Source organism: Mesorhizobium sp. AR02 (assembly GCF_024746835.1).
Classification (GTDB): Bacteria; Pseudomonadota; Alphaproteobacteria; order Rhizobiales; family Rhizobiaceae; genus Mesorhizobium.
On the sequence record NZ_CP080531.1, the window covers coordinates 6,612,240 to 6,638,539 of the forward strand.

Consider the following 26,300-nt stretch of genomic DNA (forward strand, 5'->3'; position numbering starts at 1 on the left):
ACATAAATTCACTGGTGAGTGTAGTTTCAGATTGCGGTTCGGGCGCATTCGGATACAATCACGAACGAGGGTCCGCGCCCGCGGATTCAACCCGCTCTTGAGGTGCCGAATATGCCGAGGGATGGCCTACTCACGAAAAATCAAATCGTTGCTGCCGCTGACGAGCTCTTCTATAGCCGGGGCCTGCACGCCGTGAGTGTGGATGCGATCGCCGAGAAGGCCGGTGTCACGAAGAAGACCTTCTATTACCACTTCAAATCGAAGGACGATCTGATCGGTTGTTATCTCGATGCCCGCGATCGGCCGACCGTTGATCGTTTCAAGGCGTGGGCAGGCAGCGAGGGAAGTGTCGCCGACCGGATGACGCGGTTTTTTTCAAAGTTGGCCAGATCAAGCCAAGGGCCGCGATGGAATGGCTGTGGCTTTTTGCGCGCGGCCGCCGAGTTGGCCAACATGCATGGCCATCCGGCGCTCACGGCCGCGCGAACCCACAAGGCGCGCTGCGAACAATGGCTATCGGAAATGGTGAATGAAGAGGGCCATTCCGATGCCGAGACAATCGCTCGCGCGCTTATGGTCTTGATCGACGGCGCGGTCAGTCAGATCTTGATCCATCGTGACGCCAAGTATGCGACCTCGGCTGGGTTTGCGGCTCGATCCCTGTTGAACAGAGGTCAGCTATGACCGGCGCCATATCGGGGTGACGCCATAGTACGGGCAGGAATTCACGGCAAGGCGACCAACCGATCATCGCCGATGGAAGGCGGCTCATGGGACCGAGCGGTCCCAGAGGGGCTCCGGTACGGAGTTCCGCTCTTGGGTAGTTCGCGGACCACCCCCGTCCAGCGGTATCCCAACGTCCGCTCTTCCGAGCTGTCGCACCCAAAGCGGACGGACAGTATTCGTGAAGAGTTTCGGGCGCCGGCAGGCGTACGAAAGTCCCCGAGGAAGGAACCCGCGGGCCACAGGCGATGGCTATGGGGATTTCGATTTTCGGCAGATGTCGGCGATGGCGCGACCGCCGTCGGCAAGCTCTGGGGTGAATGCGGACAGACCGCTTCGTTGCGCTTCCGCGCGGTGTTGTCGGGACGGTGGGCGGCTGGGCGCGGCTCTGTCGGAGTCGATAATCACCATAGATGTGCGTCGATCCGTTGCCGGAGGCTGAGTGCCTGCAGCTGAAGGCTGAACCATTCCATGCCGGGTCATGGCATGCTGCTCCCCGTCGAGGTGCAGAAAATGGGTACACTTCTAACCAGCAGGAAGCTGTTGAAGCGCAAGCTTATGACATCGAGAACCACATTCGTGGGTCGCTGAGGGCTTATGGATTGTTGATGGGAGCCATCAGCCGCGGCAGTTACGAAGCACGCGTGTGCGAGCTGCTCGACCATTGCGATCCGGTGTTCGCCGTGACAATCGAGACCATGCTGGACGTGCGGCGAGCGATCTTCGAGGGCGGACGAGAGTTTTGTGTAGGTGGCCATTTTTTTGTGTGCGCTCCGTGTGCACTGAGAGATCGAAACGTGGCGAAAAGGGTCGTATTCTGGCGTAAATTCGTGTGCACTCGGTAGGGTTTAACGGTTTGATGTTAAAGAAAAAATGCTGAAAAATCAAGAGCATAGACTGGCCATTGCACCCATGATGGACTGGACGGATCGGCATTGCCGGTTCTTCCATCGCCAGCTGACGAGCCGTGCGCTGCTCTATACCGAGATGGTGGTGGCCGACGCGGTCATCCACGGCGCGCGCGAGAGGCTGCTCGGCTTCGATGACGCGGAACATCCGGTCGCCCTCCAGCTCGGCGGCTCCGATCCGGCAAAACTCGCCGAAGCAGCGCGTATTGGCGAAGCTTTCGGCTATGACGAGATCAACCTCAATGTCGGCTGCCCGTCCGACCGCGTCCAGTCGGGCACGTTCGGCGCCTGCCTGATGAAGGTGCCCGATCTCGTCGCCGACTGTGTCACGGCGATGAAAGCTGCGATCGCAGTACCCGTCACCGTCAAATGCCGCATCGGCGTCGACGAACAGGATCCCGAGCCGGCGCTCGATGCGCTGGCGGACGGCGTTTTCGAGGCCGGCGTCGACGCCCTATGGGTGCATGCGCGCAAGGCGTGGCTGGAAGGGCTGAGCCCCAAGGAAAACCGCGATATCCCGCCGCTCGACTATAACAGGGTCTATCGGCTGAAGGACAGAAAACCAAACGAATTCATTGGCATCAACGGCGGAATTCAGTCGCTTGAGGAGGCACGGTCGCACCTCGATCGCGTCGATGGCGCCATGCTTGGCCGTGCCGCCTACCACACACCAGGCATTCTGGCTGGCGTTGACGCCGGCTTCTATGGCGCGAAGCCCGAGGCGTTCGATTTCACCGCGCTGATCGATGCCATGGCAGGCTATGCGGCACGCCATATCGAGCAGGGCGGGCGGCTCGGCCATGTCACCCGCCATATGGTCGGGCTGTTCCATGGCTTGCCCGGTGCGCGTCGCTATCGCCAGATCCTGTCGACCGACGCAAACCGGCCCGGTGCCGGGCCCGACGTACTGAAGACGGCTTTCGCGGCTGTCGAATTCGGTGGAAGGGCCGCCGAAGCGGCCTGATCTCAGTCCCTGAGGATCATACGGTCGCCGCGCACGTCGAAGCCTGACAGCGAGCCGATGAAGTTCATGCCGAGCAGGCTTTGGCTCAGCATGCCAGGGGCTGCGACCATCACCGACATGTCCTTGCGCACGATGCCGCCGATCGCCACCGCATCGGTCTTGACCACCGCGGCGCGCGCGATGCCGTTGGCGGTCGAAACCGGTATTGTGTAGTTGAGCGCTGCCGGGTTGAAGCCGGCGGCTTGCGCGTCTTCCGATGTCAGCACCGTGCTGGTCGCGCCGGTGTCGACAACGGCCCGCACCGGATTGCCGTTGACCAGGATGCGCGCTTCGAAATGGCCATTGTCGGCCTTGTCGAGTGTCACCGTGGCGTGGCCGTCTTCGATACCAAGCGCCAGCGGACTGCCGGGAACGAGGCCCGCTGTCACCCGGCTGGCGACGTCCTGCAGTTCGTAGCGATACTGGTAGCCGGCGATCAGCGCGAGCACGATTGCCGCCCAGGCACCGAGGTTGCGGGCCATGGCGCCCAGCGGGCGGCCCGAGCGCAGCAGGCCGGCGCCGATGAGGGCGCCGAAGGCGCCAAGCCAGATCAGCCGGCCGAAATCGTAATTCTCGACGCCAAGCGTGCTGCCGGCGGAATCGTTGAGCATGAGCAGGACTGCTCCCACACCGATCACCGCCATCAAAATCCAGAACAGCCGACTGCTCATCCGTGCCTCGCTAGAGCAATTCCAGGAAAGTGTAGAACGGTTCTTCGTCCGGAATTGCGTTAAAACAATGAGTTGGAGCGGTCCGCCGTTTCCGTGAAACGGTGAACGGCTCTAGAGTGCGTCGCGTTCGCGCGCCATGCGGGTGCGGCGCGTTTCCCGGCGTGGTCGGCGCTCGACCGTTTCCAGCCGGGCGGGCAGTTCGGCCATCACATTGCGGCGCGTTTCCGGCGTCATCCCCATCCAGGCACCGATTTCCTCGCGCGTGCGGCCGCAACCGAAGCAGAAGCCGGTTTTCATGTCGATCGAACAGACAAGGATGCAGGGGGATTCGATGACCGTCATGACTTTCTCTCGAGGGATCCGTGCGGACTCCGCTCTTCCATCTCCACATGGTGCAACGGCAAAGCCAATGCAAGCCCTCGCGATCGCGCCTTCCCAGGCCGTCTTTGCGGCAATCAAGGCGGATGTTTGGGAGAGGTTGTGCCGATCACGCAACGCGGCTATGCCGCTCACCAAATCCAGGAATGATTGCTCACGACATGACCAGCGCACTGCCTTTCGACGATTTTCGCAACCTGCTCGACAATCTGCCGGCAGCCGACCTCAAAGCCGAAGCGCGCGTGCGCACGCTGTTTGCCAAAACCGACAAGCCAGCGCATTCACTCGGCCGCATCGAGGACATCGCCGCGTGGCTTGCCGCCTGGAGCGGCCGGGCTCCGCCTGCCGTGACAAGGCCGCTAATGGCTGTCTTTGCCGGCAACCATGGTGTTGTCAGACACGGCATTTCGCCGCGACCGGTGGCGGCAACCGCTAACGCGGTCGAGCTTTGCGCAGCCGGCGGTGCGGCGATCAACCAGATCTGCATCGCCAACGATCTCGGGCTGAAAGTGTTCGATCTTGCCCTGCACATCCCGACCGGCGACATCGTCGATGACGCCGCGCTTGATGAACGCGGTTGCGCGGCGACCATGGCCTTCGGCATGGAAGCGATCGCCGGCGGCACCGATTTGCTTTGCCTCGGCGATCTCGGCGTCGGCAATTCCACCGTCGCCGCCGCGCTGTTTGCGGCGCTGTTCGGGGGCAGGGGTGCCGACTGGGTCGGTCGGGGATCGGGCGCCGATGCGGCGATGCAGGCGCGTAAGGCTGAGGTGGTCGATGCGGCGCTGGCCTTTCACCACGGCCATCTCGACAACCCGCTGGAGGTACTGCGCCGGGTCGGCGGCCGCGAGTTCGCAGCGATCGCCGGCGCCATCCTCGCCGCACGGATGCAGAAGATTCCCGTGCTGCTCGACGGCTTTGCGGCAACAGCAGCCGCGGCGGTGCTTTATGCCGCGAACCCTGCAGCGCTCGACCATTGTCTTCTCGCCAGCCTGTCGCCGGAGCCCGCGCACGCCAGGGCTGCCGAGATGCTTGCTCTGCGCCCGTTGTTTGACCTCGGCATAAGCCACGGCGAAGGGGCAGGGGCAGCACTTGGCGCAGGCCTGGTCAGGGCGGCGGCGCTGACCAGTTCGGGCATGGCGGCGGCTGTTCGGGGCTAGGCACGAAGCATACCGGGCGCTGACGAGGTCCGCTAGCGCCGTCGCGCCGCCACCGCCGCGGTCGGCAGCGCCGGCAGCTCTTCCATCACCCGGCTCAGCGGGAAGATGGCAATCGCTTCGGTGCCTTCGCGCAGCTTGGAATGAAGCTCGAATTCGCCGCCATGCATGGCAAGCAGCCCTTGCACGATCGGCAGGCCGAGGCCGGTGCCCTGTTCGGCGCTCTTGATGGCGATCGACCCCTGGCCGAAGGCCGAGAGCACGATCGGTATCTCGTCCTCGGGAATGCCGGGGCCATTGTCCTTGATCGAAATGTATTGCCCGCCGCCCGCCGTCCAGCCGACGCGGACGCGGATTTCGCCGCCGGTGGCGGTGAATTTTATGGCGTTGGACAAAAGGTTGAGCGTGATCTGGCGCAGGGCGCGCTCGTCGGCGAACAACCGCGGCAATGTCTGTTCGAAATCCTGGACGAGACGGATATCCTTGTTGCGCGCCTTCAGCTCCATCATGTGGCAGCAATCCTCGACGATGTTCAGCAACATCACCGGCTCTTCGTTGAGCTGGTAGCGGCCGGCCTCGATGCGCGACAGGTCGAGGATCTCGTTGATCAGGTCGAGCAGATGCTGGCCGGAATCATGCACGTCATGGGCGTAGTCGCGATAAGTGGGATTGCTCATCGGCCCCAGCACTTCGTTCGCCATCACCTCGGAAAAGCCGAGAATGGCGTTGAGCGGCGTGCGCAATTCATGGCTCATCGAAGCGAGGAACCGCGACTTTGCCAGATTGGCGTCCTCGGCTCGCCGCCGCGCCTCGTCCGACATCGATTTCGCCGTCTCGAGTTCGGCGATCAGCGCGTCCTTTTCGGAGCGGAACGACAACAGCATCAGCGAGGAGCGGTTGAGGTGGCGGGCAACATAGGCGAAGAAAGGCAGTGACAAGACAAGCAGCGCGGCCATGATCGCCTCGACCGGCATCCACAGCTTGGTGCCGACATAGGCATAGAGCGCCACCGGTACGGCAAAGGTCGCCAGCAGCGCGCCGCTGAGCGATGAGGCCATGAGAGCTGTCCCGGCCATGGCAAACAGCAGCACCACTGCCTTGACCACCTGGAACTGGTCGACCTCGCAGGCGCCACAGCCCAGCAAGACGAACCAGGCCCAGCCGAGGCCGCAAAGGAAATGGCCGACCAGGAATTCGCGTCGCGTTTGCAAGGGGTTGAGCTCAGAAGCTTCCGTACGCTCGATGCGCCGCGCCATGAAGGCGACGATCGTATAGCAGGTGAGCGTGAACAGCGCCCACAGCCCGATCTCGTTGCTGACGCCGGCGAGCCGACCGACTGCTGCGATCGCCAGGACAAGCAGCGGGATGACCACGGCGCCGCTTGTCATGGCGCGAGCGTGGAGTTTCAACAATTCGCGGTCGAAATCGGGATTGCCGGCCTGCTGCGAAAGACGGTCGCGCGTCTTGCGCACCGCGCGCGCGACATCGCTGTTGCGATGCCGTTTCCTGCGGTCCACAATGAACTTGTCCGCTGTGTTCGAGCGTTGCAAGGGCATCAAAAGCTTCAATTTATACGTGCAGCGGTTTCAAGGTGTTAAGCTACGTTCGAATGATTAACCAACCGTTTGCCATATGAGCCGTTCCTGGTCGCCGAGATCGCGCCGACGGTACGTACCGGTGCCCAGGAGCCCGTGGCGGCGGCTTCTGGATTATGGGCTTACGACAATCATTCTGGGGCTGTTGATCCTGCTGGCGGCGCGCCTCGATCGGGTGGAGACGCGCCAGACGCAAGGTGTCGCCATCATCAATGACGGCGATTCGATCACACTCGGCACCGAGCGCATCCGCATGCGCGGCATCGACGCCCCGGAATACACCCAGACCTGCCGCAAAAACGGCGCCGACTATGCCTGTGGCACGCTTGCGCGCCAATCGCTGGTGCGCCTGATCGCCGGCAGGCCGGTCACCTGCAGCGGCTGGCAACGGGATCGCTATGGCCGGTTGCTCGGCGACTGCAAGGCCGGCGGCACCGACCTCAACCGCGCCCAGGTCGAAGCAGGCTGGGCCGTTTCGTATGGCGACTTCGAAAGTGAGGAGGCGACTGCCCGCGCGGCAAAGGTCGGTATCTGGGCGGGTACATTCGATCAGCCGCAGGACTGGCGCGACAGTCATCACGGCGAGGTGGTGGAGCGAAAGCACGGCACGCTGGCGTCGATCGGCGACGCCGTGCGGGAGATTTTTCGCTTCTGGTGAAGTGCATTGGCTGGGAAGGAAAAGGAGGATCGAATGAAGCTCTTCGATGGCGGCCGGGCGCCCAACCCGCGGCGGGTTCGCGTTTTCCTCGCCGAGAAGGGGATCACGGTTCCGCTGGTGTCCGTCGACATGGGGGCACTGGAGCACAAGGGCCAGACGGTGAGTTCGCGCAATCCTTTGCAACGCCTGCCGGTGCTGGAGCTTGACGATGGCACCGTCATCACCGAATCCGTTGCCATCTGCCGCTACTTCGAGGAATTGCATCCAGAGCCGGCCCTGTTCGGGCGTGGCGCGCTCGGCAAGGCGCAGGTCGAGATGTGGCAGCGACGGATGGAGTTCAACCTGCTCAGTTGCGTTGCTCAGGCCTTTCGCCATATCCATCCAGCCATGAAGGAATGGGAAATCCCGCAGATCCCCGAATGGGGCGAGGCCAACAAGCCGAAGGCGGTCGCATTCCTGAAAATCCTCGACGACGAGTTGGCGAGCCGGGAATTCGTCGCCGGCGACAGCTATTCGATTGCCGATATCACCGGCCTGATCGCGGTCGACTTCATGAAACCGGCCCGCATCAAGGTGCCGGAGGAATGCACCAATGTTCTTCGTTGGCATCAGGCGATCTCCAGCCGGCCGAGTGCCGCCGCTTGAGCGTGGAACTCGACAGTTTTGCCGCAGAGGTAAGGGCCTGCCGCATCTGCGTCGAAAATCCCGTCGGCAAACCGCTGCCGCACGAGCCTCGGCCGGTGCTGCGGCCATCGTCCAGCGCCCGCATCCTGATTGCCAGCCAGGCGCCGGGAACCAAGGTGCACCTGTCGGGCATGCCGTTCACCGATGCCTCCGGCGACCGCTTGCGCAGGTGGCTTGGTGTGACCAGCGACGAATTCTACGACATCGAGAAATTCGCCATCGTGCCGATGGGTTTCTGCTTTCCCGGCCAGGATGCCAAGGGCGGAGATCTGCCGCCAAGGCGCGAATGCGCGCCGGCATGGCGCACGCCCTTGATGGCGCTGATGCCGCGGATCGACCTGGTGCTGACGATCGGCATCTATGCGCAGTCCTGGCATTTGGGCGCCGCGCGCCGCCCTTCGCTGACGGAAACGGTGATGGGCTGGCGCATGATCTGGGAGAGTTCCGTGGGTGCGAAAGTGCTGCCGCTGCCGCATCCGTCCTGGCGCAACAGCGGTTGGTTGAAGCAGAATCCGTGGTTTGAAATGGATTTGCTGCCTTTCCTGCGCTCGGAAATCCGCTATCGCATCGGCTAGGCATTCAGCAAGAAATCACTCGCTTTCACAGTGATTGGCAGAATTTCTTTCTTGTGAAAGCCCTGAATAAAGGGGAATATAGACAAACTATTCCCCTAGGAGCCTCTAATGGACCGCCTTGACCGAAAAATTCTACGCCTCCTGCAGGAGGACGCGACACTCGCGGTGGCCGATGTCGCCAAGAAAGTCGGCCTGTCGACCACGCCCTGCTGGCGCCGCATCCAGAAGCTCGAGGAGGAGGGCGTCATCAAGCGGCGCGTCGCCATTCTCGACCATGAGAAGGTCAATGTGCGGGTCACCGTCTTCGTGTCTATCCGCACCAATTCGCACAGTCATGAATGGCTTCGGCGGTTTTCCGAGGTCATCCAGGAGTTTCCCGAGGTGGTCGAGTTCTACCGCATGAGCGGCGACGTCGACTATCTGCTGCGCGTCGTGGTTCCCGATATTGCCGCCTATGATGCCTTCTACAAGCGGCTGATCGCCAAGATCGAGATCCGTGACGTGTCGTCGTCCTTCGCCATGGAGCAGATCAAATACACGACCGAAATCCCGCTCGACTACATGGTACTGGACAAGGAATCGGGTGCCAACGCGGCCTAAACGCGATTAGTTCTTTTTCTTGTTGAGGAAACTCCAGGGCGAGTTCACCGGCAGGGTGATGGTGTCCGGCACGGTGTCGACCCCAACCACCTCAGCCTTGCGCACGCTGTAGCCGGACTGGATGACGCTGACGCCGTCGAGAATGAACAGCTGGCTTTTCTCCTTGTCCGGCTTCAGGGCGCCGGTGACGGCGACCGGCTGGTAGGCCTGCGACATTTTGTAGGGATGGGCTGGCGTGACCAGCACGATCTGATTGGGCGGCGGCGTCGGCATGTGGCTGCACGCGCCGGTCCACGGCACCAGCAGGAACTGATAGACAAGATCGCCGTCGCGATCGACCGGCAATGCATAGCCGGCTAATTGTATGGTTCTATCCTGCAGGCTGAGGGACAGCGTCTCGCCATGATCGGGCAATTTTGCCGCGATCATCGGCAGGCCAGCGTCTTCGGCAACCGCCTGGGTCGCCGGGCGCAAATCCTTCCAGAAGATGTGCGCGGTGTCGGCAGAGGCATTGGCGGCGGCGGAAACGCTCAATACTGCAGCCAGGACTACACTTGGTTTGAAGCGATCGTTCATGGGTTCCATTCTTGGCCAGTCTGCCGTCTGGAGCGAGTCAAACCGTCGTGATTCGAAAACATCCTTGGCAGATGCCAGACCATGCCATGCCGTGGATGCTCACTTTTGCTCTGCACGCAATTCGCGCCGCTCGATCCGGACATGCACCGCGCTTGGATCCTGCTCCGACACATTAAGGCGATCAACTGCCTCTGTAGGAAGCTTGACGAACAATCGTGGAAAATCGCCGAAAATATCTTGCCTGACCATGATGGCGGAGCAGAAATAGGAACCGTCCATAAGATGTCTCCGCAACGACCCCGTCCGCCGTAGCTGACCATCGCCGGAATCTGGAGAACCACCATGCCAGCCAGCCACGATCTCAAAGGGCTGATGAAATTCCTTGACCGTGACGAATGGCGCGGATGCTTCGAGGAGGTGCTGGACGAACACTTCGGCCCAGCCCTTGATGCCTGCGAGATCGAATTCGAAGACCTCGCCGATGTCCTCGGTGAGGTCTGGGCAATGACCCTTTGGGGCTGTGCCTTCGAGGATTTCCTGACCCAGGATTTCGAGGGCCAACCCAGCAACATCGTCGATGATTATGTCAAACGCCGGGGCTGGAAGGAAAGTGCGCAATCCAAAGCTTATATGATGGCGCTACGCACCTCCACCATGAGCTTGTATGAGATAAGCAACGTGGTTCCGGGGCAATCTCTCACGGCGCGCGATCTCATTCGCGGAGGTGAGCCGATTAGTGTTAGCGAGGGCACGGCCACTAAGACGTTGAAACAGTGGGACAAGATCGCCGCGCGGATCGTACCTGTCATGGGAAAGAACATTCTCGCGGGCGGCGTTTTGCCGTTCACGCCGCAGGCTACCGAGACATTGTTTGAAGGGTTGCGGGGCACGTTCGGCAAAAGAAACGCAAAGAAGCTGCCTGCATTGGAGGATGAAGAGTTGCAGGCGGTAGCATCCATGTTCACTCTGGCGTGGTTGTTCGATACCCTCGGCAGGATGATGACGAGGCCATCGCTGCAAAACAACGATGGCGACGAAATCGTATTCCACGACGTCCGCTTTCCCCTGGCATCTGGCGCGAAAGAGGGGGACGTCGTCACCCGGTTGAACACCATTCCAGCCCTGTCGCAATCAGATGCGAAATTCTGGAACTGGTTGGAAGGGGCGCAGCAAGGCAAGGGCAAGCCAAAAACGACGGAGACAACTGCACGCTTCACGACGATGGACAACGGCTTGCTCGTGCTGGGCAATGTCGAGATGAAGGGCCGTTTCCTGCATTTGTCCGCCAATTCAGCCGCGCGGGCGGCAGAAGGGACGGCCCTGATCCAACAGGCTCTCGGCGATCTTGTCCGGACGCCCTTGACCGAAATCAGGACTGTCGACCAGATGATGGCCGAACGGCCACGCAATGGTGTCGAAACGTCGTCATCGGGCATCCCGCCGGAAGTCGCCGAACAGAGCATTCACGAATTCCTGGATCGGCATTATCTGGAAACTCTTGATCAACCGGTGAGATTGCTGGGGAACAAAACACCGCGTGAGGCCGCCAAGACTCCGGCCGGTCGCCGAAAGGTCGTCGATTGGCTTAAATATCTGGAGAACCAGAGTGCCAAGCAACCCGATCCGATCCATCCCATCACCACCTACAGTTTTGAATGGATATGGAAGGAACTCGGCGTGCACGGCTTACGCCAATAGAGCGGCATGTCCAATTCCTTCCCAAACGCGAATGTCGATGGATCGGACGTCAGCGCTCGAGCCGCATCATATGTCGGCGAGAACCGGCCATGCCGGCCTCTTTGAAACCCCGCGCCGCAAACATCTCGCGAAAGCCCATGAAACGATAACTCGGCGACGCCTCGGCCACCGGATAGGCCTCAATGAGGCGCGCTCCCTCGGCGAAGGCATGGTCAATGGCCGCATCGAGCAAGGCCGAAGCAAGGCCGCCGCCGCGCAAAACCCTCGGCACATAGAAGCAGACGACCGACCATACGCCCGTCTCGCTGTCATCCTGCTGCTTTGAAAGCCTGCGATAGGTCTCGCGTGGCGCGACCGAGCACCAGCCGACGGTCTTGCCGTCGATCTCGGCGAGGATGCCGACCGGCGTGCCGGCATCGACGAGCGCCGTCATTTGACGCTTCTTCTCATCGTTCTGGATGTGCTCGCGGCCCGAGTGCCGCCAGGCCATGCACCAGCAATATTTTGGCGCACCCGGCTGCTCGAACAAAGTCTCGAAATTGCCGCGTGTTGCCCGCGTCACCTCGGTGAAACGAATATTGGCAACATCAAACTTTTCTGGCGGCGAGGCGTTCGAGCGTTTTGGCATCCGACAGTTCCTTCACGGCGTCCTTGCCGATCCAGCGTACGGTCTTGTCCGGGGAGCCGGCGAATTTCTGCGCCAGGGCCAGGGCAGGGGCGTGCAGGTTCATCGAGCGCTTGCCGATCTGCCGCAGCGCCCAATTGACCGCTTTCCTGACGAAGTTGCGCTCATCGCCGGCATGGGCTTCGATCAAAGGCAGATAGGACAGGAACGTTGAATCCGGCTCCTTTTTCAAATGCACGGCTGCCCAAGCCAGCATGGCAAAGGCCGTGCGGCGGACGAATTCGCGCTCGTCGGCCGCGAAGTCCTCGATCAGCTGGCGCCAGAACAGCGTATCGACGAACAGGTCGGAGACAGTATCGACGATCTCCCAGGAATCGAAATCGCCGGCCCAGCGGCGGCATTCCTCGATGGTGATCTTCTTCGGTTCGCCGGTGAAAGCCGCCATCAGCCGCGCTTCGCGAATGCCACTGGCCCACAGCGCCAGGGACCGCTCATGGTTGCGCTTCAGCTTGCGCGCCAATGGCCGCAAATCCGCATTGCCGACGCCGAGCGCGGTCGCGATGTTGATGCCGAACCGCGCCATGCCGGCGCGGTTTTCCTCGGTGCCGATCGAACGCAGATGCGCGACGATGTCCTGCGCCGTCCAGCCTGGAGCGGGCAGGGCCATGGTCATCTACTTCTCCAGCCGCGCCAGCAGCGAGGACGTGTCCCAGCGCTTGCCGCCCATTGCCTGCACATCCTTGTAGAACTGGTCGACAAGCGCCGTCACTGGCAGCCTGGCACCGTTGCGGTCGGCCTCCGCCAGGCAGATGCCGAGGTCCTTGCGCATCCAGTCGACGGCGAAGCCGAAATCATACTTGCCGGCATTCATCGTCTTGTGCCGGTTTTCCATCTGCCAGGAACCGGCGGCACCCTTGGAAATCACCTCGATCACCTTCTCGATGTCGAGCCCGGCCCTCTTGCCGAAATGGATGCCTTCCGACAGTCCCTGCACCAGTCCGGCGATGCAGATCTGGTTGATCATCTTGGTCAGCTGGCCAGCGCCCGCCGACCCCATCAGCCCGACCATGCGGGCATAGGCATCGATGACGGGCCTCGCCTTGTCGAAGGCAGCCTGGTCGCCACCGACCATGACGGTCAGCACGCCGTTCTCGGCGCCGGCCTGACCACCGGAAACCGGCGCATCGAGAAATGAAAACCCGCCCGCTTGCGCGGCTTGCGCCAATTCGCGCGCGACCTCGGCCGAGGCCGTGGTGTTGTCGATGAAGACCGAGCCTTTCTTCATCGATTTGAAGGCGCCTTCCGGACCTGTCGTTACCGAGCGCAGATCGTCGTCATTGCCGACGCAGGAAAAGACAAAGTCCTTGTCCTTGGCTGCCTCTGCCGGCGTCACAGCAAGGCTGCCGCCATGCTGGCCAACCCATTGCTCGGCCTTGGCCTTGGTGCGGTTGTAGACGGTGACCTCGTGGCCGCCCTTGTTCGCGAGATGTGCGGCCATGGGGTAGCCCATAACGCCAAGACCGAGAAATGCCACAGATGCCATGAACTTGCCCTTCAGACGGAAACGAAAATGCTGCGCAAGCTCTAGGCCCTGCGCTCATTTCGTCAAGACGCCTGTGGTCCGATCGACTGGTACAGCCGAGAACGGGTCAGCGTTTCAGGTGGATGGTGATCCGGCGCTCGATCCATTCGATCGCATGGCGCAACAACTCGACCATCACAAGGTACACCAGGGCGACCCAGATATAGGCCTGGATGTCGAAGGAATTGGCGAAGGCGAGTTTTGCATTGCCCATCAGGTCATAGACGGTGATGATGGCGACGATTGCCGAAGCTTTGACCATCAGGATCAGCTCATTGCCGTAAGGCCGCAAGGCGACGATCAGGGCTTGCGGCAGGATGATCTTGCGCAGCGTCTGCAGTTTGTGCAGGCCGAGCGAGGCAGCCCCTTCCCATTGGCCCCTCGGCACGCTTTCGATGGCGCCGCGCAGGATCTCGGCCTGGTAGGCGGCGGTGTTGAGCGCAAAGGCGAAGACGCCGCAGTTGAAGGCGTCCTTGAAAAAATCCCAGAGCCCGATCATCTGGAGTTCCGGTCTGAACGACCCCAACCCGTAATAGACCAGAAACGTCTGAACCAGCAGCGGCGTGCCCCGGAAGAAATAGACGTAACAATAGGCAAGACCGGACAGGATCCGGTTCCTGGACATACGCCCATAAGCAACAGGCACCGACAGGACGGCGCCAAGCACCATCGAGATGGCGACAAGCGACAGGGTGACGCCAAGTCCGCGCAGATAGGCCGGCGCATATTTGCCGAAGAAGGGTGCGTTCCAGGCAAAGAAGAGGTAGGCGACGATGCCGAGGCCAAAGCCTATCCACAGGCAGACCAGCGCATAGCCGACGATTCGCCTTCGCGGCCAACCGCGGGCTCGCGGTGGTGGCCGTTCGACCATGGTGGCTGTGGCGCTCATCGTTGTGCCTCCCGTTTGCCAAGCGAGCGCAAAATGGCGCTGGTGGCGAAGGATGACACGACGGCCAGACCGAGAAAGACGAGCGCCGCCACGCCGTAAAACAGGAAGGAATGCTTGGTCACGCGAGCGGCGACGCCAGCATTGCGCAACGTCTCCGCGAGACCGACGACCGACACCAGAGAGGTGTCCTTCAACAGGCTGAGCCAGCAATTCTCGAGGCCGGGAAACGCAATGCGCAACAGCTGCGGCACGATCACCTTGCGCATGGTGAGCCCGTAGGAAAGACCGATGGCATAGCCACCCTCATACTGGCCTTTCGGAATGGCGCGGAAGGCCGACAGGAAAACCTCGCTGGCGTAGGATGAGAAGATCAGCGCGAGCACGATCATGCCGGCGACGAAGCTGTTGACATCGATGGTCGCTTCGGGGCGGAAATATCGGATGAGGTGCTGCAGCAGGATCGGCATGCCGAAGAAGAACAGGAAAAGCGTCACCAGCTCCGGCAGGCCGCGAAACACCGTGGTGTAGATATTGGCGGCGAGGCGCAGCGAGGGCTCTTCGGATTGCTTGCCGAGCGCAATGAAAAAGCCAATCGTCAGACCAATCGGAAGCGTCGCCAGCGCGAGCAGAACCGTTACAATGACGCCATAGGCAATATCGTCACTCCAGCCATCAGGTCCCCAACTGAGAAGTGTCCATATGCTTTGGGCTGGCATTGACGGATCTTATCTCCACGGCATTTCCGAGACGAATAGAAAGACGGCGGGGAATTTCCCCGCCGTCTTGATCTTGTCTATCAGGACTCGGCGCCGTAGACGTCGAACTTGAAGTACTTGTCGTTGATTTCCTTGTATTTTCCATTGGCGCGGATGGCGTCGATGGCCTCATTGAGCTTGTTGACCAGGTCGGTCTCGCCCTTGCGAACGGCAATGCCGGCGCCCGGCCCGAAGATCTCGACCGGTTGCGGCGACGGCTGGCCGAGAATCTTGCAGCAGGCGCCATCAGGCGAATCCAGCCACTGCTGCAGCACGACAATATCGTCCTCGATGGCGTCGAGACGACCATTGGCAAGATCAGCCTGCTCCTCGGGGCTGCTCGGATAGCCCTTCACGGTGCTGTCGGTGTAGGTCTTCGAGGCATAGTTGAAATGGGTGGTCGTCGTGGCGACACCGATGGTCTTGCCGGCGAGATCTGCCTTGGTCACGCCCTTCAGCGTCGAATCTTTCGGCACGGCGAGCGCCGACGGCGTGTTGTAGTATTTATGCGAGAAGTCGACCTTCTCCTTGCGTTCCGGCGTGATCGACATCGAAGCGACGATGGCGTCGAACTTGCCGGCCTGAAGCGCCGGGATGATGCCGTCCCAATCCTGGGCGACGAAGGTGCACTTGACCTTCATCTGATCGCAAAGCGCCTGGGCGATGTCGATGTCGAAGCCGACGAGCTTGCCGTCGGAGGTCAGGTTGTTGAAAGGGGGATAGGCGCCTTCGGTGCCGATCCGCAGGGTCTTCTCCTGGGCCTGGGCGACGCCGAGCGTCAGCAGCGCAGCCGATGCGGCGAGCGCGATACGCAGTGCAATACGCATGATAGTCCTCTCTTTATGGTCCCGGCCGTCGTTCCGAAACGGCTCTGTGGGGCGGTGCTTTTTGACCGCCCGCTGAGGCGATACTCCCACTCTTTCCAAGAAAAAAGCAACTGCAAAACCACCGAAATCGGTAATGGGGTTCTGCCGTTAGGTTAGTTCTCAAGCAACGAGGCCGGTGGTGCGCTCGATGAAGTCGACTATCGATTTTACGTCGTCGAGGTCGAATACCGGCAGGCTCTCGTCGGTGACGGCGAAGTCCGCGGCGATGGCGACAATATTGGGATCGCCCGCTGAAAGCGGCGTCCGCTCCTTCGCCTCCAGGCGCCGGGTTTCGATCTTGCGGTGGGATTCGCGCTTGTAGCCTTCCACCAGCACGATGTCGCATAGGGCGAGCCGCGAGAGGATCCCCTCCAGCGGCGGCTCATCCTCGCCACGCAATTCGTGCATCAGCGCCCAGCGATTGCCGGACACGATCGCCACCTCGGTGGCGCCGGCCTGCCGATGGCGGAAGCTGTCGGCGCCCGGCTTGTCGATGTCGAAATCATGATGGGCATGCTTGACGGTCGAGACCTTCCAGCCGCGCCGCACAAGCTCGGCGACCAGCTTTTCGGTCAGTGTGGTCTTGCCGGAGTTTTTCCAGCCGGTGATGCCGAAGATGTTCATGGTGTCATGCTCTGCAACAGGCGCCCGGCTTGGGCAAGGTCGTCCGGCACATTGATGTTGAAGAAAGGATCGAGCCCCGCCGATTGCAGGACCGGGAATTCCACCTCGACATGGCCGTGGCGCTCGATGAAGGTCGAAACCCGCCTGTTGTCCTCATCGACCAGGAAATGCCACAAGGCGTCGCGGCAATCGGTCGGCCACAGCGCGAAGGTCGGGTGCCGCCGGCCGGCCGAGGAAGCGACGGCTATCGAACCGGGATGTTGGCCGGCCGCAGCCGCCAGGCGGTCGACGAGATCAAGCGGCAGGAAGGGCGTGTCGCCGGCAGCGGTAACGATTGCCTTGCAAGGCGTGCCGGCAGCGGCCCATTCGAGGCCTGTCAGAATGCCGGCGAGCGGCCCGGCAAAGCCTTCGACGCTGTCGGCAAGCACGGGCAACCCGAAACGGGCAAAGCGCTCGGGATCGCCATTGGCGCTCAGCGCCAGGGTTTCGATCTGCGGGGCAAAGCGCGACAGGACCTGGTCAAGCACGCTGCCGCCGCCAAGCGGCAACAAGCTCTTGTCGCCGCCTCCCATCCGCCTTGACTGGCCACCGGCCAGAATGATCCCTGCTATATGTCGCCTCATGCATCGAGCCTGTACGCCAGCCGCTGGAAATCACAAGGCCCGGCTACATTCCATCCGGCGCCATGGCCGGCCCGGTGGTTTCGGCGACGATCCTTCGCCGGCCGACCACCCGCTCGCGATAGAGCGCATAGAGACCCGAGCCGACGACGATTGTTGCGCCGACGATCATCGGCATGTCCGGTATGTCGCCGAAGACGATCAAGCCAAGCAGGATGGACCAGAGGAGCGCCGTGTAGCGGAACGGCGCGATGAAGGAGATTTCGCCCGAGCGCATCGCCATGATGATGAACTGATAGCCGATGAGCACGAGCACCGCCGCCAGCGCCAGCAGCATCGTGCTCTTGCCGGTCATCGGCGTCCAGCCACCCATCGGCGACAACAGCACCGCGCCGACAACGGTCATTGCCAGTGCGGTGGCGGTCGAGACCAGCATCGTCGGTATGGTCTGGGGGATGCGCTTGGTGGCGAGATCACGCACGGTGCAGCATGCGACGCTGGCCAGCGCCCAAAGGGAATATAGGCTGAAGCCGTCGAAGCCCGGCCGGACGATGACCATCACGCCGGCAAAACCGATGGCGATCGCCAGCCAGCGCCGCCAGCCGACCGCTTCGCCGAAAAACAGCGCGGCACCCATCGTCACCGCCAGCGGCAGCGCCTGAAGAACGGCTGACACACTGCCGATCGGCAAATGGGCAAGCGCCACCAGGAAGGACACGGTGCCGCCTGCTTCGCCCAGGACGCGGATTGCCACCAGCGGCTGCAGCATCAGGCGCGGCCGCAAAAGCGCGCCACGCTGCCAGGCCAGCAGGCCGACGAAGAGCGAGGCAAATGCCCCTCTGATCAGCATGACCTGCGCCATGTTCATCGATTGCGAAGAGTATTTGGTGATGGCGTCGTTGAGCGTGAAGCCAACCATCGCCACCATCATGAACAACGCGCCGCGAAGATTTGGTGAAAGGGGCAAGACATCTACCGGTTGCTTGGGCAAGCAAGCCTGTAACAGCCCGCCGCGAAACAGCAATGGCAAAGGGCTGGGCCAGGACCGGGCCATCCGGCATCGCCGGCGTGAAATCACGTCCTGAATTCGGCACGAATCTGTCCGGGAGGCGGCTCCGCCTCCCGGAAGCTGTACAGCCTCGGCGATGTCTATTTCTTCGGCGTCAGTATCTCGGTGCCGTTGCCTTCCTTGCCGGCGATGGTCCACAGACCATGCAGCGACCCGTCATCCTCGACCTTGTAGACGACGAGGCCGATATCCTTGCCCATCACATAGCCCGCGGAGAATGCGTCGTCGTTGCGCATGCAGATGCCGTCCGAGGATGAACCACCCGTCTCCCAGTGGATCGTGCAGGTCGTCCCGCTGGTCAGCGTGATGGTGGCTTCGCCGCCATAGGCCGAGCCATCGAAGTTGGTGCCGGCGACGGTATAGGTGCCGCCGATCGACTGGGCCGCCGCGGGCAGGGCCGTGAAGCCAAGCAATGCAAGAGAAAGAATGAGTTTGCGCATGACGTGTCCCCCTATCAGCGAAGAGCCGCTTCGGACGAAAGGCTAGGCCGGAACAAGCTGGCCGTAAATCCGGCGGCGGTAGGCGAACAAGACTTTTTCTGGGGTGTGATCCGAAATACTCACTGTCCCTTGAGACTGTCGGCAATGGCGCCGACGAGCGGGTCGTATTTTGCCTTCAGGGCCGGCGGATACTCGATCCAGACCGTGCGGATGACGCCATCCCTGCCGAACAGGCGCCGCTCGTAAAAGATCTTTCCATCCTTCATGCCCGACAGCACCGCCCAGTTCTTGCCGACCTTGCTGTAGGTGACGGTGTAGCCAGGTTCCTTGCTTGCCCTTTCATCGGCGACAAAGCCTTTCGGCGTGTCGTCGTCGACGTTGAGGATGCCGGAGCAGGTCAGGCTGGCGCCATCCGCGCTCAGCCAAACCTGTCCGTCGCCATTGTCGGGTTCAGGCTGACGATCGGTGAAAATCTCGTCGGGAAAGGTGCAGACCGTGCCGAAGCGCTCGTTCACATAGGTGGAAGGTGCGGCGGCGGCACTGGTCGCCGCAATGATAACGACAGTTGCCAGGAACGAAGAATGTCGCCGCATGCTCGCCTCGAAGCCAATAGAGCCAGAGCGATGTTGCATGAATTTTCGAAAAAATCAGCCGCCAGTGACGCTCATATGCCGTGACACCGATGGACGGCTGGTACGGCGGTCGATGATGAAGTCATGGCCTTTCGGCTTGCGGCCGATGGCCTCGTCGATCGCGTCGGCGACCAGCTCATTGCCTTCGGACGCGCGCAAGGGCGCGCGCAGGTCGGCCGCATCTTCCTGGCCGAGGCACATATAGAGCGTGCCGGTGCAGGTCAGCCGGACGCGGTTGCAGCTTTCGCAGAAATTATGCGTCATCGGCGTGATGAAGCCGAGCTTGCCGCCGGTCTCGGCGACGTGGACATAGCGGGCAGGGCCGCCGGTCTTGAGGGGAATGTCGGTCAGCGTGAACTGGCGCTCCAGCGAAGCGCGCAGCAGCGACAGCGGCAGATACTGGTCGGTGCGGTCGGCGTCGATCTCACCCATCGGCATGGTTTCGATGACGGTGAGGTCCATGCCGCGGCCATGCGCCCAGCGCATCATGTCGGGCAGTTCGGCGTCGTTGAAATCCTTCAGTGCCACCGCGTTGAGCTTGACCTTTAGCCCGGCCGCCTGAGCGGCATCGATGCCATCCATGACCTTGCCGAGGTGACCCCAGCGGGTGATCTGGTGGAACTTGTCGGCGTCGAGCGTGTCGAGCGAGACGTTGATGCGCTTGACGCCGCAATCGGCGAGTTCGGCGGCGAAGCGCGACAGCTGCGACCCGTTGGTGGTCAGCGTCAGTTCCTCCAGCGCGCCGCTCTCGAGGTGGCGCGACAGCTGGCGCACCAGATGCATGATGTTCTTGCGCACCAGCGGCTCACCGCCAGTGAGGCGCAGCCTTTTGACACCTTTTTCTATGAAGACGGTGCAGAGCCGGTCCAGCTCTTCCAGCGACAGCAGGTCCTTCTTCGGCAGGAAGGTCATGTCCTCGGCCATGCAATAGGTGCAACGAAAATCGCAGCGGTCGGTGACCGACACGCGCAGGTAATTGATCGTGCGACCGAAGGGGTCGATCATGTCCATGCTTCAAGCGCTTCCCGTGAGGCGGCTTCGTTATATACTGCTATGTGATACGAAGCGGCCGGCCATTCAAGATACCGCGTCTCGATCTTTGGTAACATCCCGGAGCCGACACCGTGTGTCGGTCGGCATCATCAGGACTTTTCCCCTTTCGCGAAGCGGCGTAGGGAAGGGCAATCGATACGGGATCAAACAGCATGACCGCACCAAAAGAACTCAGGGTCTCCAAGGACCGCAAACTGCTGTCGGTCACCTTTCCCAATCACCAGCCATTCGAACTGCCGGCGGAGTTGTTGCGCGTTGCCTCGCCATCGGCCGAGGTGCAGGGTCATTCACCCGACCAGCGGGTGACGGTTCCTGGCAAGCGCAATGTGGCCATCCTGAAGATCGAGCCGGTCGGCAACTATGCGGTGCGCATCACCTTCGATGATTTCCATGACACCGGCATTTTCACCTGGAAGTACCTGCACACGCTCGGCCACGAGAAGGATGAGCGCTGGAATGCCTATCTGGCGGAGCTTGCGGAAAAAGGCTTGAGCCGGGAGCGTTAGAGCGATTCACGAAGTCGACGAGATTCCCGATTTGTCGATATCGGGATTTCAAGGCGATGGCTGGAAGGCAGGCCGACGCGTCGGACGGAACGCTGCATAGTTGAAGGCGCTCGCTCCCGTCGTGCTGCTGCGCGTATGCGCAACGAGGTTTCGAGACCGGGCGCCGATTAACCCAGACATTCAAAGAGACTAGGGTGCGTGCAGGTAAATTCTTCGTTACCCTGTGTTTTGTTTTACGGCAATGTAATACTTTCTTAAAGACGCTAGCCTTGGGAGGGGTACTATGGCTGTCAAAACGCACATCGTTCTTCGTGGAAGTAAACGAGCAAAGGACCCGGATGCAAGACGGGTCGGCGAAATCGATCCCAAGCAAAGGATCTCGGTCACCATCGGCCTTTCCGGCCCCAAGCTTCCAGATTCGAGCGACTATATTGACCAAACTTTGACGCCTGCGGAGTTGGCGGAGAAATTTGGAGCCCGAAAGCAGGATGCCGAGAAGGTCGCGACATCGCTCAGGAAATATGGCCTTGCAGTGGACTCAGTTTCGCTGGCGACACGCAGCATGACCGTTAGCGGAACGGCAGCTGCCATGGAGGCGGCCTTCAAGCCTGGCTTGGCCATAATGCGGTCGCCGGACCAGGGCGAGTATCGTGGCAGGCAAGGCACGCTGCAGATCCCAGCCGAACTCAAGGGCATTGTAACGGGCATTTTTGGACTCGATCAGAGGCAGATGGCGCGTCGCAAATCACCGGCCGCCGCAGCGATCCCCGATGCAACCCTTCTTCCGTTGAAGCCGACAGATATCGAACGGCGCTACAACTTTCCCCCGGGCGATGGTGCGGGCCAGAGCATCGCAATCGCCGAGTTCGGTGGTGGCTATTTCGCTGACGATTTGATCGCCTACTGTGGCAAGTTCAAACGGCCAGTGGCCAACGTTCAAACCGTACCTGTCGATGCTCCCGCCTATACCCTGCAGCAGATTCTTGCGCTACCTCCGAAGAAGCGAAAGGAGCAGTTGGACACCAGTATCGAGGTGATGATGGATGTCGAGATCATCGCCGGTTTGTGCCCCAAAGCGAATATTTCTGTTTATTTTTCGACCTTTGATCAGGGTGGGTGGGTGGACCTCCTCAACGCAGTAATTACCGCGAATCCGGCCGTGCTGTCGATTAGTTGGGGACTCGCCGAAGACGACAGTGGTTGGTCGGCAAATGCAATCAACGCCATTGCCGATAGGTTGAACGCGGCTCGGCTGCTGGGCATCACCGTATGCGTCTCGTCGGGAGACGACGGTTCGGGTGACCAGATCGACGACGGCAATGCACATGTCGACTTTCCTGCCTGCAGCCCGTTCGTGTTGGGGGTAGGTGGGACTATGTTGAAGGCTGCGGGCGCCGACGTGAAAGAGGTAACTTGGTGGGAAACGCCAGGTCGCAGGACCAACAGTGGCGGTGGCGCGACGGGAGGCGGCGTGAGTACGCTTTTCCCTCGCCCAGCTTGGCAAGATGTTCACGTCGTTTCTCTGAACCATGGCAGCATCGATGGCCGAGTGGTGCCCGATGTGTCGGCGCTGGCGGGAGAGCCATTCTATGACCTGATATTCCTTGGAAAACCGCAGCCGAGTGGCGGCACCAGTGCGTCTGCGCCACTGTGGGCAGCGCTGATCGCGCGAATCTATACCCAGTTGCCGCAAAGCAAACGGCATCGTTTCCTGACCCCAATGCTTTACAAGAACGGCGAAACGGGCAAGCCTATCGGCAAGATTTCCTCGCGCGATGTTGCCTCAGGCAACAATACGTCCAATCCCCAACCGGGCAAGGGTTACAAGGCCGGGCCTGGGTTCGACGCCGTCACAGGTTGGGGAGTCCCTGATGGCGTCAGTCTTCTAAATTCGTTGCAGGCAATCTGACCAGCGGCTTTCCTTGCGTGACAGTCGGTTGTTCTCAGGATGGCGTTTCGGTGAATGCGCAATGTCGCTTGCGGCAGATGGCTCGCTTTGGGTAAGCCGTGATGGCAAGGAAGGCGTTGCGTGCGGGATGCCGTCAATCGCAAAATTCTCCGCCTAACTCGTCGCCGTCGCCAAACGTCATGGATGTCGTCAAAACGTCATCGATGTGGAGTAGCGCCGACAAAGGTTCGGAGACGAAAAAGATGTCGCTCATCACCACGGTCGAACAGCTCGAAGCACTCTATGGCGTTCCAGGCGAAGCCTCGCTGGTCAAGGAACTTGACCACGTTATTCCCGAATATGCCGCCTTCATCGAGGCTTCGCCCTTTGTCGCGCTGGCCACCAGCGGCCCAGAGGGGCTGGACTGTTCGCCGCGCGGCGATCTCGCCGGCTTTGTGCGTATCGTCGATCCGAGGACGCTGATGATGCCGGACCGGCGCGGCAACAATCGCGCCGATTCGCTGCGAAACATCATCCGGGATCCGCGTGTCGGCCTCTTGTTCCTGGTGCCGGGCTCCGGCACGACGCTGCGTATCAACGGCCGGGCCCATATCACCACGGACGCCACACTTTGCGCGTCCTTCATGGTGGACGGCAAGGCGGCGCGGTCGGTGACCGTCATCGATTTCGATTCGGTCTATTTCCAGTGCGCCCGTGCCATTGTCCGCTCCGAGCTTTGGAACCCGGCCAAACATGTCGACCCGAAATCGCTGCCGACACCCGGACAGATCCTGGAAATCACCAGCCGCAAGAACATCGACGGCGAAACCTATGACAAGGAATGGCCGGAGCGGGCGAAGAAGACGATGTGGTGAGCGGACGCCTAGCCGAAACGGCGCTCAGGCTTCCTTGAGAACCTCATAGATCTTGCGCATCTGCTCGCCGATCATGTCGCACTGTTCCGGTGTCGACTGGCTCATCGCCTTCTCGATCAGCGCCATATGCACTTTCAGCGCCTGCATCAGCAGCGCTTCGCCGGCTTCGGTCAAGGCGAGCCGCAAGATGCGCTTGTCCTTCTCGTCGCCTTCGCGGCGCAGCAGGCCGCGCGTCTCCAGCTGCGGCAGCAGCATGGTGATGTTGGAGCGGCCGACGAGCAGCTTGCGGGCAAGGTCGTGCTGCGACATGCCGGGATGGCGGTAGAGGTTCATCAGCACGTCGAGCTGCGCCGGCTTCAGGTCCAGCGGCGCAAGTTTCACCGCCAACGTGCGCTCCAGCACATGGCAGGCGCGCGCCACCGCGACCCAGTTGCGAAAACGCGGGTTGTCCCAGGGTAGCTCTTGTTTATTGTTCATCTTTGAACTATTATGTTCATGCTTGAACGTATGGATGGATTCTCACTATGGCATCAATCGGGCTGAAGGTCATCCGCAGCGTATTTGGTGCTGCCGAACATATTGCGCCGCGCATCACCGGGCGCGCGGCGTTCGAACTGTTCTGCCGTACGCCGAGCACCAAGACGCTGACCGACGGTGAGCGCCGCGCCATCGGCCGAGCCGCGGAGTTCATGACCGAGGCGCGCCATCATCGGCTGAAGACCAAGACCGGCTGCGTCATGGTGCACGAATTCCGGCCGGAGCCGGGCAGGGCCGCTCTTGGCACTGTGCTTGTCGTTCATGGCTGGCGTTCGCGCACCGAATACATGCGCGCCTTGATCGAGGGCTATCGCGCGGCCGGCTACAGGGTCGTTTCGCTTGACCTGCCGGGCCATGGCCATTCGCAGGGCCGACACCTGAACATGGTCAACGCGGTTGACGCGGTGCGAGTTGCCGGCGAATGGTTCGGCCCGTTTGTTGCGGCGGTGGGCCATTCTTTCGGCGGCGCCGTTGCCGCCAATGCCATTGCCGGTTCGGTCAAGAACATTCCGCCGCTGGCGGCTGGACGGCTTGTGCTGATCGCAGCGCCAAGCTCCTTGCCGGCGATCTTCGCCGACTTCAGCCGCATGCTCAATGTCGGGCCGCGCTCGCAGGTCGCGATGGCGGACCGTGTCCAACATTTGTCCGGCCGGCCGCTGCATGAATTCACCGGCGACCGCCAGCTCGCCCAGGCGCCGGTGCCGACGCTGGTGATCCACGCGCCGGACGATCGCGAAGTGCCGGCCGAGCACGCGAAACGCTACGCTGGGGCCGGCGGCCATGTGCGGCTGCACTGGGCCGATGGGCTCGGCCACCGCCGCATTCTTGCGGACAAGGGCGTGGTCGAACGCGCCGTTGCCTTCGTCGCGGAGCACCGTGAGCCGTCGCTGCTGCATTGAGACGCAGTCCGGTTACTTCTTCTTCTCGCCGGGCTCGACAGGCAGTCCGGCCGCCTTCCAGGCGGTGTAGCCGCCAAGGATGTGCTTGACCGGGGACAGGCCCATATCCTGCGCCGTCTTGGTGGCCAGCGCCGAGCGCCAGCCGCCGGCGCAGAAGAAAACAAAACTCTTGCCCGAGGCAAAGAACGGCTTGTGATAGGGGCTTTCGGGATCGATCCAGAATTCCAGCATGCCGCGTGTGACATGTTTGGCGCCGGGTATTTTTCCGTCGCGCTCCACCTCGCGCGGATCGCGCAGGTCGACGAAGATCGTGCCTTCGTCATCGAGCAGCCCTGCGGCTTCCTCCGGTGAAACCACTTCGATCTCGGCGTTGGCCTCGTCCAGCAGTTCGCGATACCCCTTTTTCACAGACTTATCCTCCCGAACGCGCTTTTGGCTGGCTGTCTGAAGCGCGTCGCGCTTCAGGTCTTTGTTTTATGCATGTCGTTCTCCCAAAACCGAGATCACTTTTGGGCGACATGCATTGAATCTCCACCACAATGGCCGGCGTTTGTCACGCTCTGTCGGTGCCCCCCAGCGTCTGCCAAGCAGCCATCGCGCCAGTGACCGTCGCCATCAGCGCGGTGCACGAAGCGCCGTCGCGCGCCTGGATCGACATGCCGTGCTGCACCGTGGCGTAGAAGGTCGCTACGGCACCGCAATCGAAGTCGGCAGGCAATTCGCCTTCGGCAACAGCCCGCTCAAGGCGCTTCTGCAAAGCAGAATGGTTCTCGGCGCGGCGGCGGCGCAGGTCAGCGCAGATCGGGCCACTCGTTGAATCCTGATGCAGCGCGCCAAGCGTGATCAGGCAGCCTTGCGGACGATCGGTCTGCGAATAGGCCTTCGCGGTGCGGCTCAAGAAGAGCTCGATCGCCAGGCGCGCGGTCGGCGCCTCGTCCAGCGCCTGCCAGATGTCCGGGCCCTCGACGCGCGAATAGAAATCCGTAGCCTCGAGGAACAGCGCCTCCTTGCTACCGTAGGCGGCGTAAAGGCTGGGCGAATTGATGCCCATCGCGGCGGCAAGGTCGCTTATCGACGCGCCTTCGTAACCCTTGGCCCAAAACACGTCCATCGCGCGCCGCAAGGCTGCGGTTCGATCGAAGGTGCGGGGACGGCCTCTTTCCGACATGACTCTCTTTTCTGTGTTGATCGATACATAAATCAGTTGACGTCGC

The 26,300-nt window shown here is 61.4% G+C and carries 33 protein-coding genes; 13 read left to right on the forward strand and 20 right to left on the reverse strand.

Features of this window, described 5'->3' with window-relative positions; translation table 11 throughout:
- Nucleotides 1–111: 111 nt before the first annotated feature.
- From DBIPINDM_RS36165 to dusA, 3 genes are all read left to right on the forward strand, one after another.
- Complete coding sequence (locus DBIPINDM_RS36165) at nucleotides 112–684, forward strand: TetR/AcrR family transcriptional regulator (RefSeq protein WP_258583730.1); 573 nt, start codon at nucleotides 112–114, stop codon at nucleotides 682–684.
- A gap of 452 nt (nucleotides 685–1,136) precedes the next feature.
- Complete coding sequence (locus tag DBIPINDM_RS36170) at nucleotides 1,137–1,568, forward strand: hypothetical protein (protein ID WP_258583731.1); 432 nt, start codon at nucleotides 1,137–1,139, stop codon at nucleotides 1,566–1,568.
- Between the two features lie 28 nt (nucleotides 1,569–1,596).
- Nucleotides 1,597–2,595: a tRNA dihydrouridine(20/20a) synthase DusA gene (gene dusA, locus DBIPINDM_RS36175; RefSeq protein ID WP_258583732.1), complete on the forward strand. Its 999-nt coding sequence runs from the start codon at nucleotides 1,597–1,599 to the stop codon at nucleotides 2,593–2,595.
- Between the two features lie 2 nt (nucleotides 2,596–2,597).
- Here the strand turns inward: dusA and DBIPINDM_RS36180 are convergent, their stop codons facing one another.
- Nucleotides 2,598–3,305 carry a TIGR02281 family clan AA aspartic protease gene (locus DBIPINDM_RS36180; RefSeq protein WP_258583733.1) on the reverse strand — a complete coding sequence of 236 codons (708 nt, stop codon included), beginning with the start codon at nucleotides 3,303–3,305 and terminating at the stop codon, nucleotides 2,598–2,600.
- Nucleotides 3,306–3,416: 111 nt separating this feature from the next.
- Nucleotides 3,417–3,647, reverse strand: coding sequence for a DUF1289 domain-containing protein (locus DBIPINDM_RS36185; RefSeq protein ID WP_258583734.1), 231 nt, complete (start codon nucleotides 3,645–3,647; stop codon nucleotides 3,417–3,419).
- A 197-nt stretch (nucleotides 3,648–3,844) separates the two neighbouring features.
- On the opposite strand from DBIPINDM_RS36185, the gene DBIPINDM_RS36190 reads away from it, so the two are divergent.
- Nucleotides 3,845–4,843 carry a nicotinate-nucleotide--dimethylbenzimidazole phosphoribosyltransferase gene (locus tag DBIPINDM_RS36190; RefSeq protein WP_258583735.1) on the forward strand — a complete coding sequence of 333 codons (999 nt, stop codon included), beginning with the start codon at nucleotides 3,845–3,847 and terminating at the stop codon, nucleotides 4,841–4,843.
- Nucleotides 4,844–4,875: 32 nt separating this feature from the next.
- Here DBIPINDM_RS36190 and DBIPINDM_RS36195 read toward each other — a convergent pair whose 3' ends face one another.
- Nucleotides 4,876–6,396, reverse strand: coding sequence for a sensor histidine kinase (locus DBIPINDM_RS36195; protein ID WP_258583736.1), 1,521 nt, complete (start codon nucleotides 6,394–6,396; stop codon nucleotides 4,876–4,878).
- Between the two features lie 76 nt (nucleotides 6,397–6,472).
- Here DBIPINDM_RS36195 and DBIPINDM_RS36200 point away from each other — a divergent pair, with 76 nt between their 5' ends.
- The 4 genes from DBIPINDM_RS36200 to DBIPINDM_RS36215 all read left to right on the forward strand — a co-directional run bounded on the left by DBIPINDM_RS36200 (nucleotide 6,473) and on the right by DBIPINDM_RS36215 (nucleotide 8,952).
- Nucleotides 6,473–7,093, forward strand: coding sequence for a thermonuclease family protein (locus DBIPINDM_RS36200; protein ID WP_258583737.1), 621 nt, complete (start codon nucleotides 6,473–6,475; stop codon nucleotides 7,091–7,093).
- Nucleotides 7,094–7,126: 33 nt separating this feature from the next.
- On the forward strand, nucleotides 7,127–7,738 hold the full coding sequence (locus tag DBIPINDM_RS36205; protein ID WP_258583738.1) for a glutathione S-transferase: 612 nt from the start codon (nucleotides 7,127–7,129) through the stop codon (nucleotides 7,736–7,738).
- Nucleotides 7,678–8,352, forward strand: a complete 675-nt coding sequence (locus tag DBIPINDM_RS36210; RefSeq protein ID WP_258583739.1) for a uracil-DNA glycosylase family protein — start codon at nucleotides 7,678–7,680, stop codon at nucleotides 8,350–8,352. Before DBIPINDM_RS36205 ends, DBIPINDM_RS36210 begins: the two co-directional genes overlap by 61 nt.
- A gap of 108 nt (nucleotides 8,353–8,460) precedes the next feature.
- Nucleotides 8,461–8,952: an Lrp/AsnC family transcriptional regulator gene (locus tag DBIPINDM_RS36215; protein ID WP_006205209.1), complete on the forward strand. Its 492-nt coding sequence runs from the start codon at nucleotides 8,461–8,463 to the stop codon at nucleotides 8,950–8,952.
- Between the two features lie 6 nt (nucleotides 8,953–8,958).
- On the opposite strand, the gene DBIPINDM_RS36220 is transcribed toward DBIPINDM_RS36215, so the two are convergent.
- Complete coding sequence (locus DBIPINDM_RS36220; RefSeq protein WP_258583740.1) at nucleotides 8,959–9,528, reverse strand: DUF3299 domain-containing protein; 570 nt, start codon at nucleotides 9,526–9,528, stop codon at nucleotides 8,959–8,961.
- A 99-nt stretch (nucleotides 9,529–9,627) separates the two neighbouring features.
- Nucleotides 9,628–9,807, reverse strand: a complete 180-nt coding sequence (locus DBIPINDM_RS36225; RefSeq protein ID WP_258583741.1) for a hypothetical protein — start codon at nucleotides 9,805–9,807, stop codon at nucleotides 9,628–9,630.
- A 63-nt stretch (nucleotides 9,808–9,870) separates the two neighbouring features.
- On the opposite strand from DBIPINDM_RS36225, the gene DBIPINDM_RS36230 reads away from it, so the two are divergent.
- Nucleotides 9,871–11,226 carry a hypothetical protein gene (locus DBIPINDM_RS36230; RefSeq protein ID WP_258583742.1) on the forward strand — a complete coding sequence of 452 codons (1,356 nt, stop codon included), beginning with the start codon at nucleotides 9,871–9,873 and terminating at the stop codon, nucleotides 11,224–11,226.
- Nucleotides 11,227–11,275: 49 nt separating this feature from the next.
- On the opposite strand, the gene DBIPINDM_RS36235 is transcribed toward DBIPINDM_RS36230, so the two are convergent.
- From DBIPINDM_RS36235 to moaA, 12 genes are all read right to left on the reverse strand, one after another.
- A complete protein-coding gene (locus tag DBIPINDM_RS36235) occupies nucleotides 11,276–11,854 on the reverse strand; it encodes a GNAT family N-acetyltransferase (protein ID WP_258583743.1) in 579 nt (192 codons plus the stop codon).
- On the reverse strand, nucleotides 11,814–12,518 hold the full coding sequence (locus DBIPINDM_RS36240; protein ID WP_258589428.1) for a DNA alkylation repair protein: 705 nt from the start codon (nucleotides 12,516–12,518) through the stop codon (nucleotides 11,814–11,816). The genes DBIPINDM_RS36235 and DBIPINDM_RS36240 overlap by 41 nt, the downstream gene beginning before the upstream one ends.
- A gap of 6 nt (nucleotides 12,519–12,524) precedes the next feature.
- The gene (locus DBIPINDM_RS36245) at nucleotides 12,525–13,394 is read right to left on the reverse strand and encodes an NAD(P)-dependent oxidoreductase (protein WP_258583744.1); all 870 of its coding nucleotides are present in this window, start codon (nucleotides 13,392–13,394) and stop codon (nucleotides 12,525–12,527) included.
- Nucleotides 13,395–13,500: 106 nt separating this feature from the next.
- Nucleotides 13,501–14,322, reverse strand: a complete 822-nt coding sequence (locus tag DBIPINDM_RS36250) for an ABC transporter permease (RefSeq protein ID WP_258583745.1) — start codon at nucleotides 14,320–14,322, stop codon at nucleotides 13,501–13,503.
- Complete coding sequence (locus DBIPINDM_RS36255; protein ID WP_258583746.1) at nucleotides 14,319–15,038, reverse strand: ABC transporter permease; 720 nt, start codon at nucleotides 15,036–15,038, stop codon at nucleotides 14,319–14,321. Before DBIPINDM_RS36255 ends, DBIPINDM_RS36250 begins: the two co-directional genes overlap by 4 nt.
- Nucleotides 15,039–15,118: 80 nt before the next feature.
- Entirely contained in the window at nucleotides 15,119–15,904 is a 786-nt protein-coding gene (locus DBIPINDM_RS36260) for an ABC transporter substrate-binding protein (RefSeq protein WP_202354404.1), read from the reverse strand.
- 159 nt (nucleotides 15,905–16,063) lie between these two features.
- The gene (gene mobB / locus DBIPINDM_RS36265) at nucleotides 16,064–16,567 is read right to left on the reverse strand and encodes a molybdopterin-guanine dinucleotide biosynthesis protein B (RefSeq protein WP_258583747.1); all 504 of its coding nucleotides are present in this window, start codon (nucleotides 16,565–16,567) and stop codon (nucleotides 16,064–16,066) included.
- Complete coding sequence (mobA, locus tag DBIPINDM_RS36270) at nucleotides 16,564–17,190, reverse strand: molybdenum cofactor guanylyltransferase MobA (RefSeq protein WP_258583748.1); 627 nt, start codon at nucleotides 17,188–17,190, stop codon at nucleotides 16,564–16,566. The genes mobB and mobA overlap by 4 nt, the downstream gene beginning before the upstream one ends.
- A 43-nt stretch (nucleotides 17,191–17,233) precedes the next feature.
- On the reverse strand, nucleotides 17,234–18,154 hold the full coding sequence (locus tag DBIPINDM_RS36275; RefSeq protein ID WP_258583749.1) for a DMT family transporter: 921 nt from the start codon (nucleotides 18,152–18,154) through the stop codon (nucleotides 17,234–17,236).
- Nucleotides 18,155–18,336: 182 nt separating this feature from the next.
- Complete coding sequence (locus DBIPINDM_RS36280; RefSeq protein ID WP_096445990.1) at nucleotides 18,337–18,696, reverse strand: hypothetical protein; 360 nt, start codon at nucleotides 18,694–18,696, stop codon at nucleotides 18,337–18,339.
- A gap of 119 nt (nucleotides 18,697–18,815) precedes the next feature.
- A complete protein-coding gene (locus DBIPINDM_RS36285; protein ID WP_258583750.1) occupies nucleotides 18,816–19,289 on the reverse strand; it encodes a hypothetical protein in 474 nt (157 codons plus the stop codon).
- A 54-nt stretch (nucleotides 19,290–19,343) separates the two neighbouring features.
- Nucleotides 19,344–20,339: a GTP 3',8-cyclase MoaA gene (gene moaA, locus DBIPINDM_RS36290; RefSeq protein ID WP_258583751.1), complete on the reverse strand. Its 996-nt coding sequence runs from the start codon at nucleotides 20,337–20,339 to the stop codon at nucleotides 19,344–19,346.
- Between the two features lie 194 nt (nucleotides 20,340–20,533).
- Between moaA and DBIPINDM_RS36295 the strand changes: the two genes are divergently transcribed.
- The 3 genes from DBIPINDM_RS36295 to DBIPINDM_RS36305 all read left to right on the forward strand — a co-directional run bounded on the left by DBIPINDM_RS36295 (nucleotide 20,534) and on the right by DBIPINDM_RS36305 (nucleotide 23,650).
- A complete protein-coding gene (locus tag DBIPINDM_RS36295; RefSeq protein ID WP_258583752.1) occupies nucleotides 20,534–20,887 on the forward strand; it encodes a DUF971 domain-containing protein in 354 nt (117 codons plus the stop codon).
- Between the two features lie 283 nt (nucleotides 20,888–21,170).
- Entirely contained in the window at nucleotides 21,171–22,796 is a 1,626-nt protein-coding gene (locus DBIPINDM_RS36300) for a S53 family peptidase (protein WP_258583753.1), read from the forward strand.
- A gap of 242 nt (nucleotides 22,797–23,038) precedes the next feature.
- Nucleotides 23,039–23,650: a pyridoxamine 5'-phosphate oxidase family protein gene (locus tag DBIPINDM_RS36305; RefSeq protein ID WP_258583754.1), complete on the forward strand. Its 612-nt coding sequence runs from the start codon at nucleotides 23,039–23,041 to the stop codon at nucleotides 23,648–23,650.
- Nucleotides 23,651–23,674: 24 nt separating this feature from the next.
- On the opposite strand, the gene DBIPINDM_RS36310 is transcribed toward DBIPINDM_RS36305, so the two are convergent.
- Nucleotides 23,675–24,127 carry a MarR family winged helix-turn-helix transcriptional regulator gene (locus DBIPINDM_RS36310; RefSeq protein ID WP_019858112.1) on the reverse strand — a complete coding sequence of 151 codons (453 nt, stop codon included), beginning with the start codon at nucleotides 24,125–24,127 and terminating at the stop codon, nucleotides 23,675–23,677.
- 47 nt (nucleotides 24,128–24,174) lie between these two features.
- Between DBIPINDM_RS36310 and DBIPINDM_RS36315 the strand changes: the two genes are divergently transcribed.
- Nucleotides 24,175–25,086 (forward strand): alpha/beta hydrolase, encoded by a 912-nt coding sequence (locus DBIPINDM_RS36315; RefSeq protein ID WP_258583755.1) that lies wholly within the window; start codon nucleotides 24,175–24,177, stop codon nucleotides 25,084–25,086.
- A gap of 12 nt (nucleotides 25,087–25,098) precedes the next feature.
- Here DBIPINDM_RS36315 and DBIPINDM_RS36320 read toward each other — a convergent pair whose 3' ends face one another.
- Both DBIPINDM_RS36320 and DBIPINDM_RS36325 read right to left on the reverse strand, forming a co-directional pair.
- Entirely contained in the window at nucleotides 25,099–25,494 is a 396-nt protein-coding gene (locus DBIPINDM_RS36320; protein ID WP_258583756.1) for a rhodanese-like domain-containing protein, read from the reverse strand.
- 145 nt (nucleotides 25,495–25,639) lie between these two features.
- Complete coding sequence (locus tag DBIPINDM_RS36325; RefSeq protein WP_258583757.1) at nucleotides 25,640–26,254, reverse strand: TetR/AcrR family transcriptional regulator; 615 nt, start codon at nucleotides 26,252–26,254, stop codon at nucleotides 25,640–25,642.
- Nucleotides 26,255–26,300 lie beyond the last annotated feature (46 nt).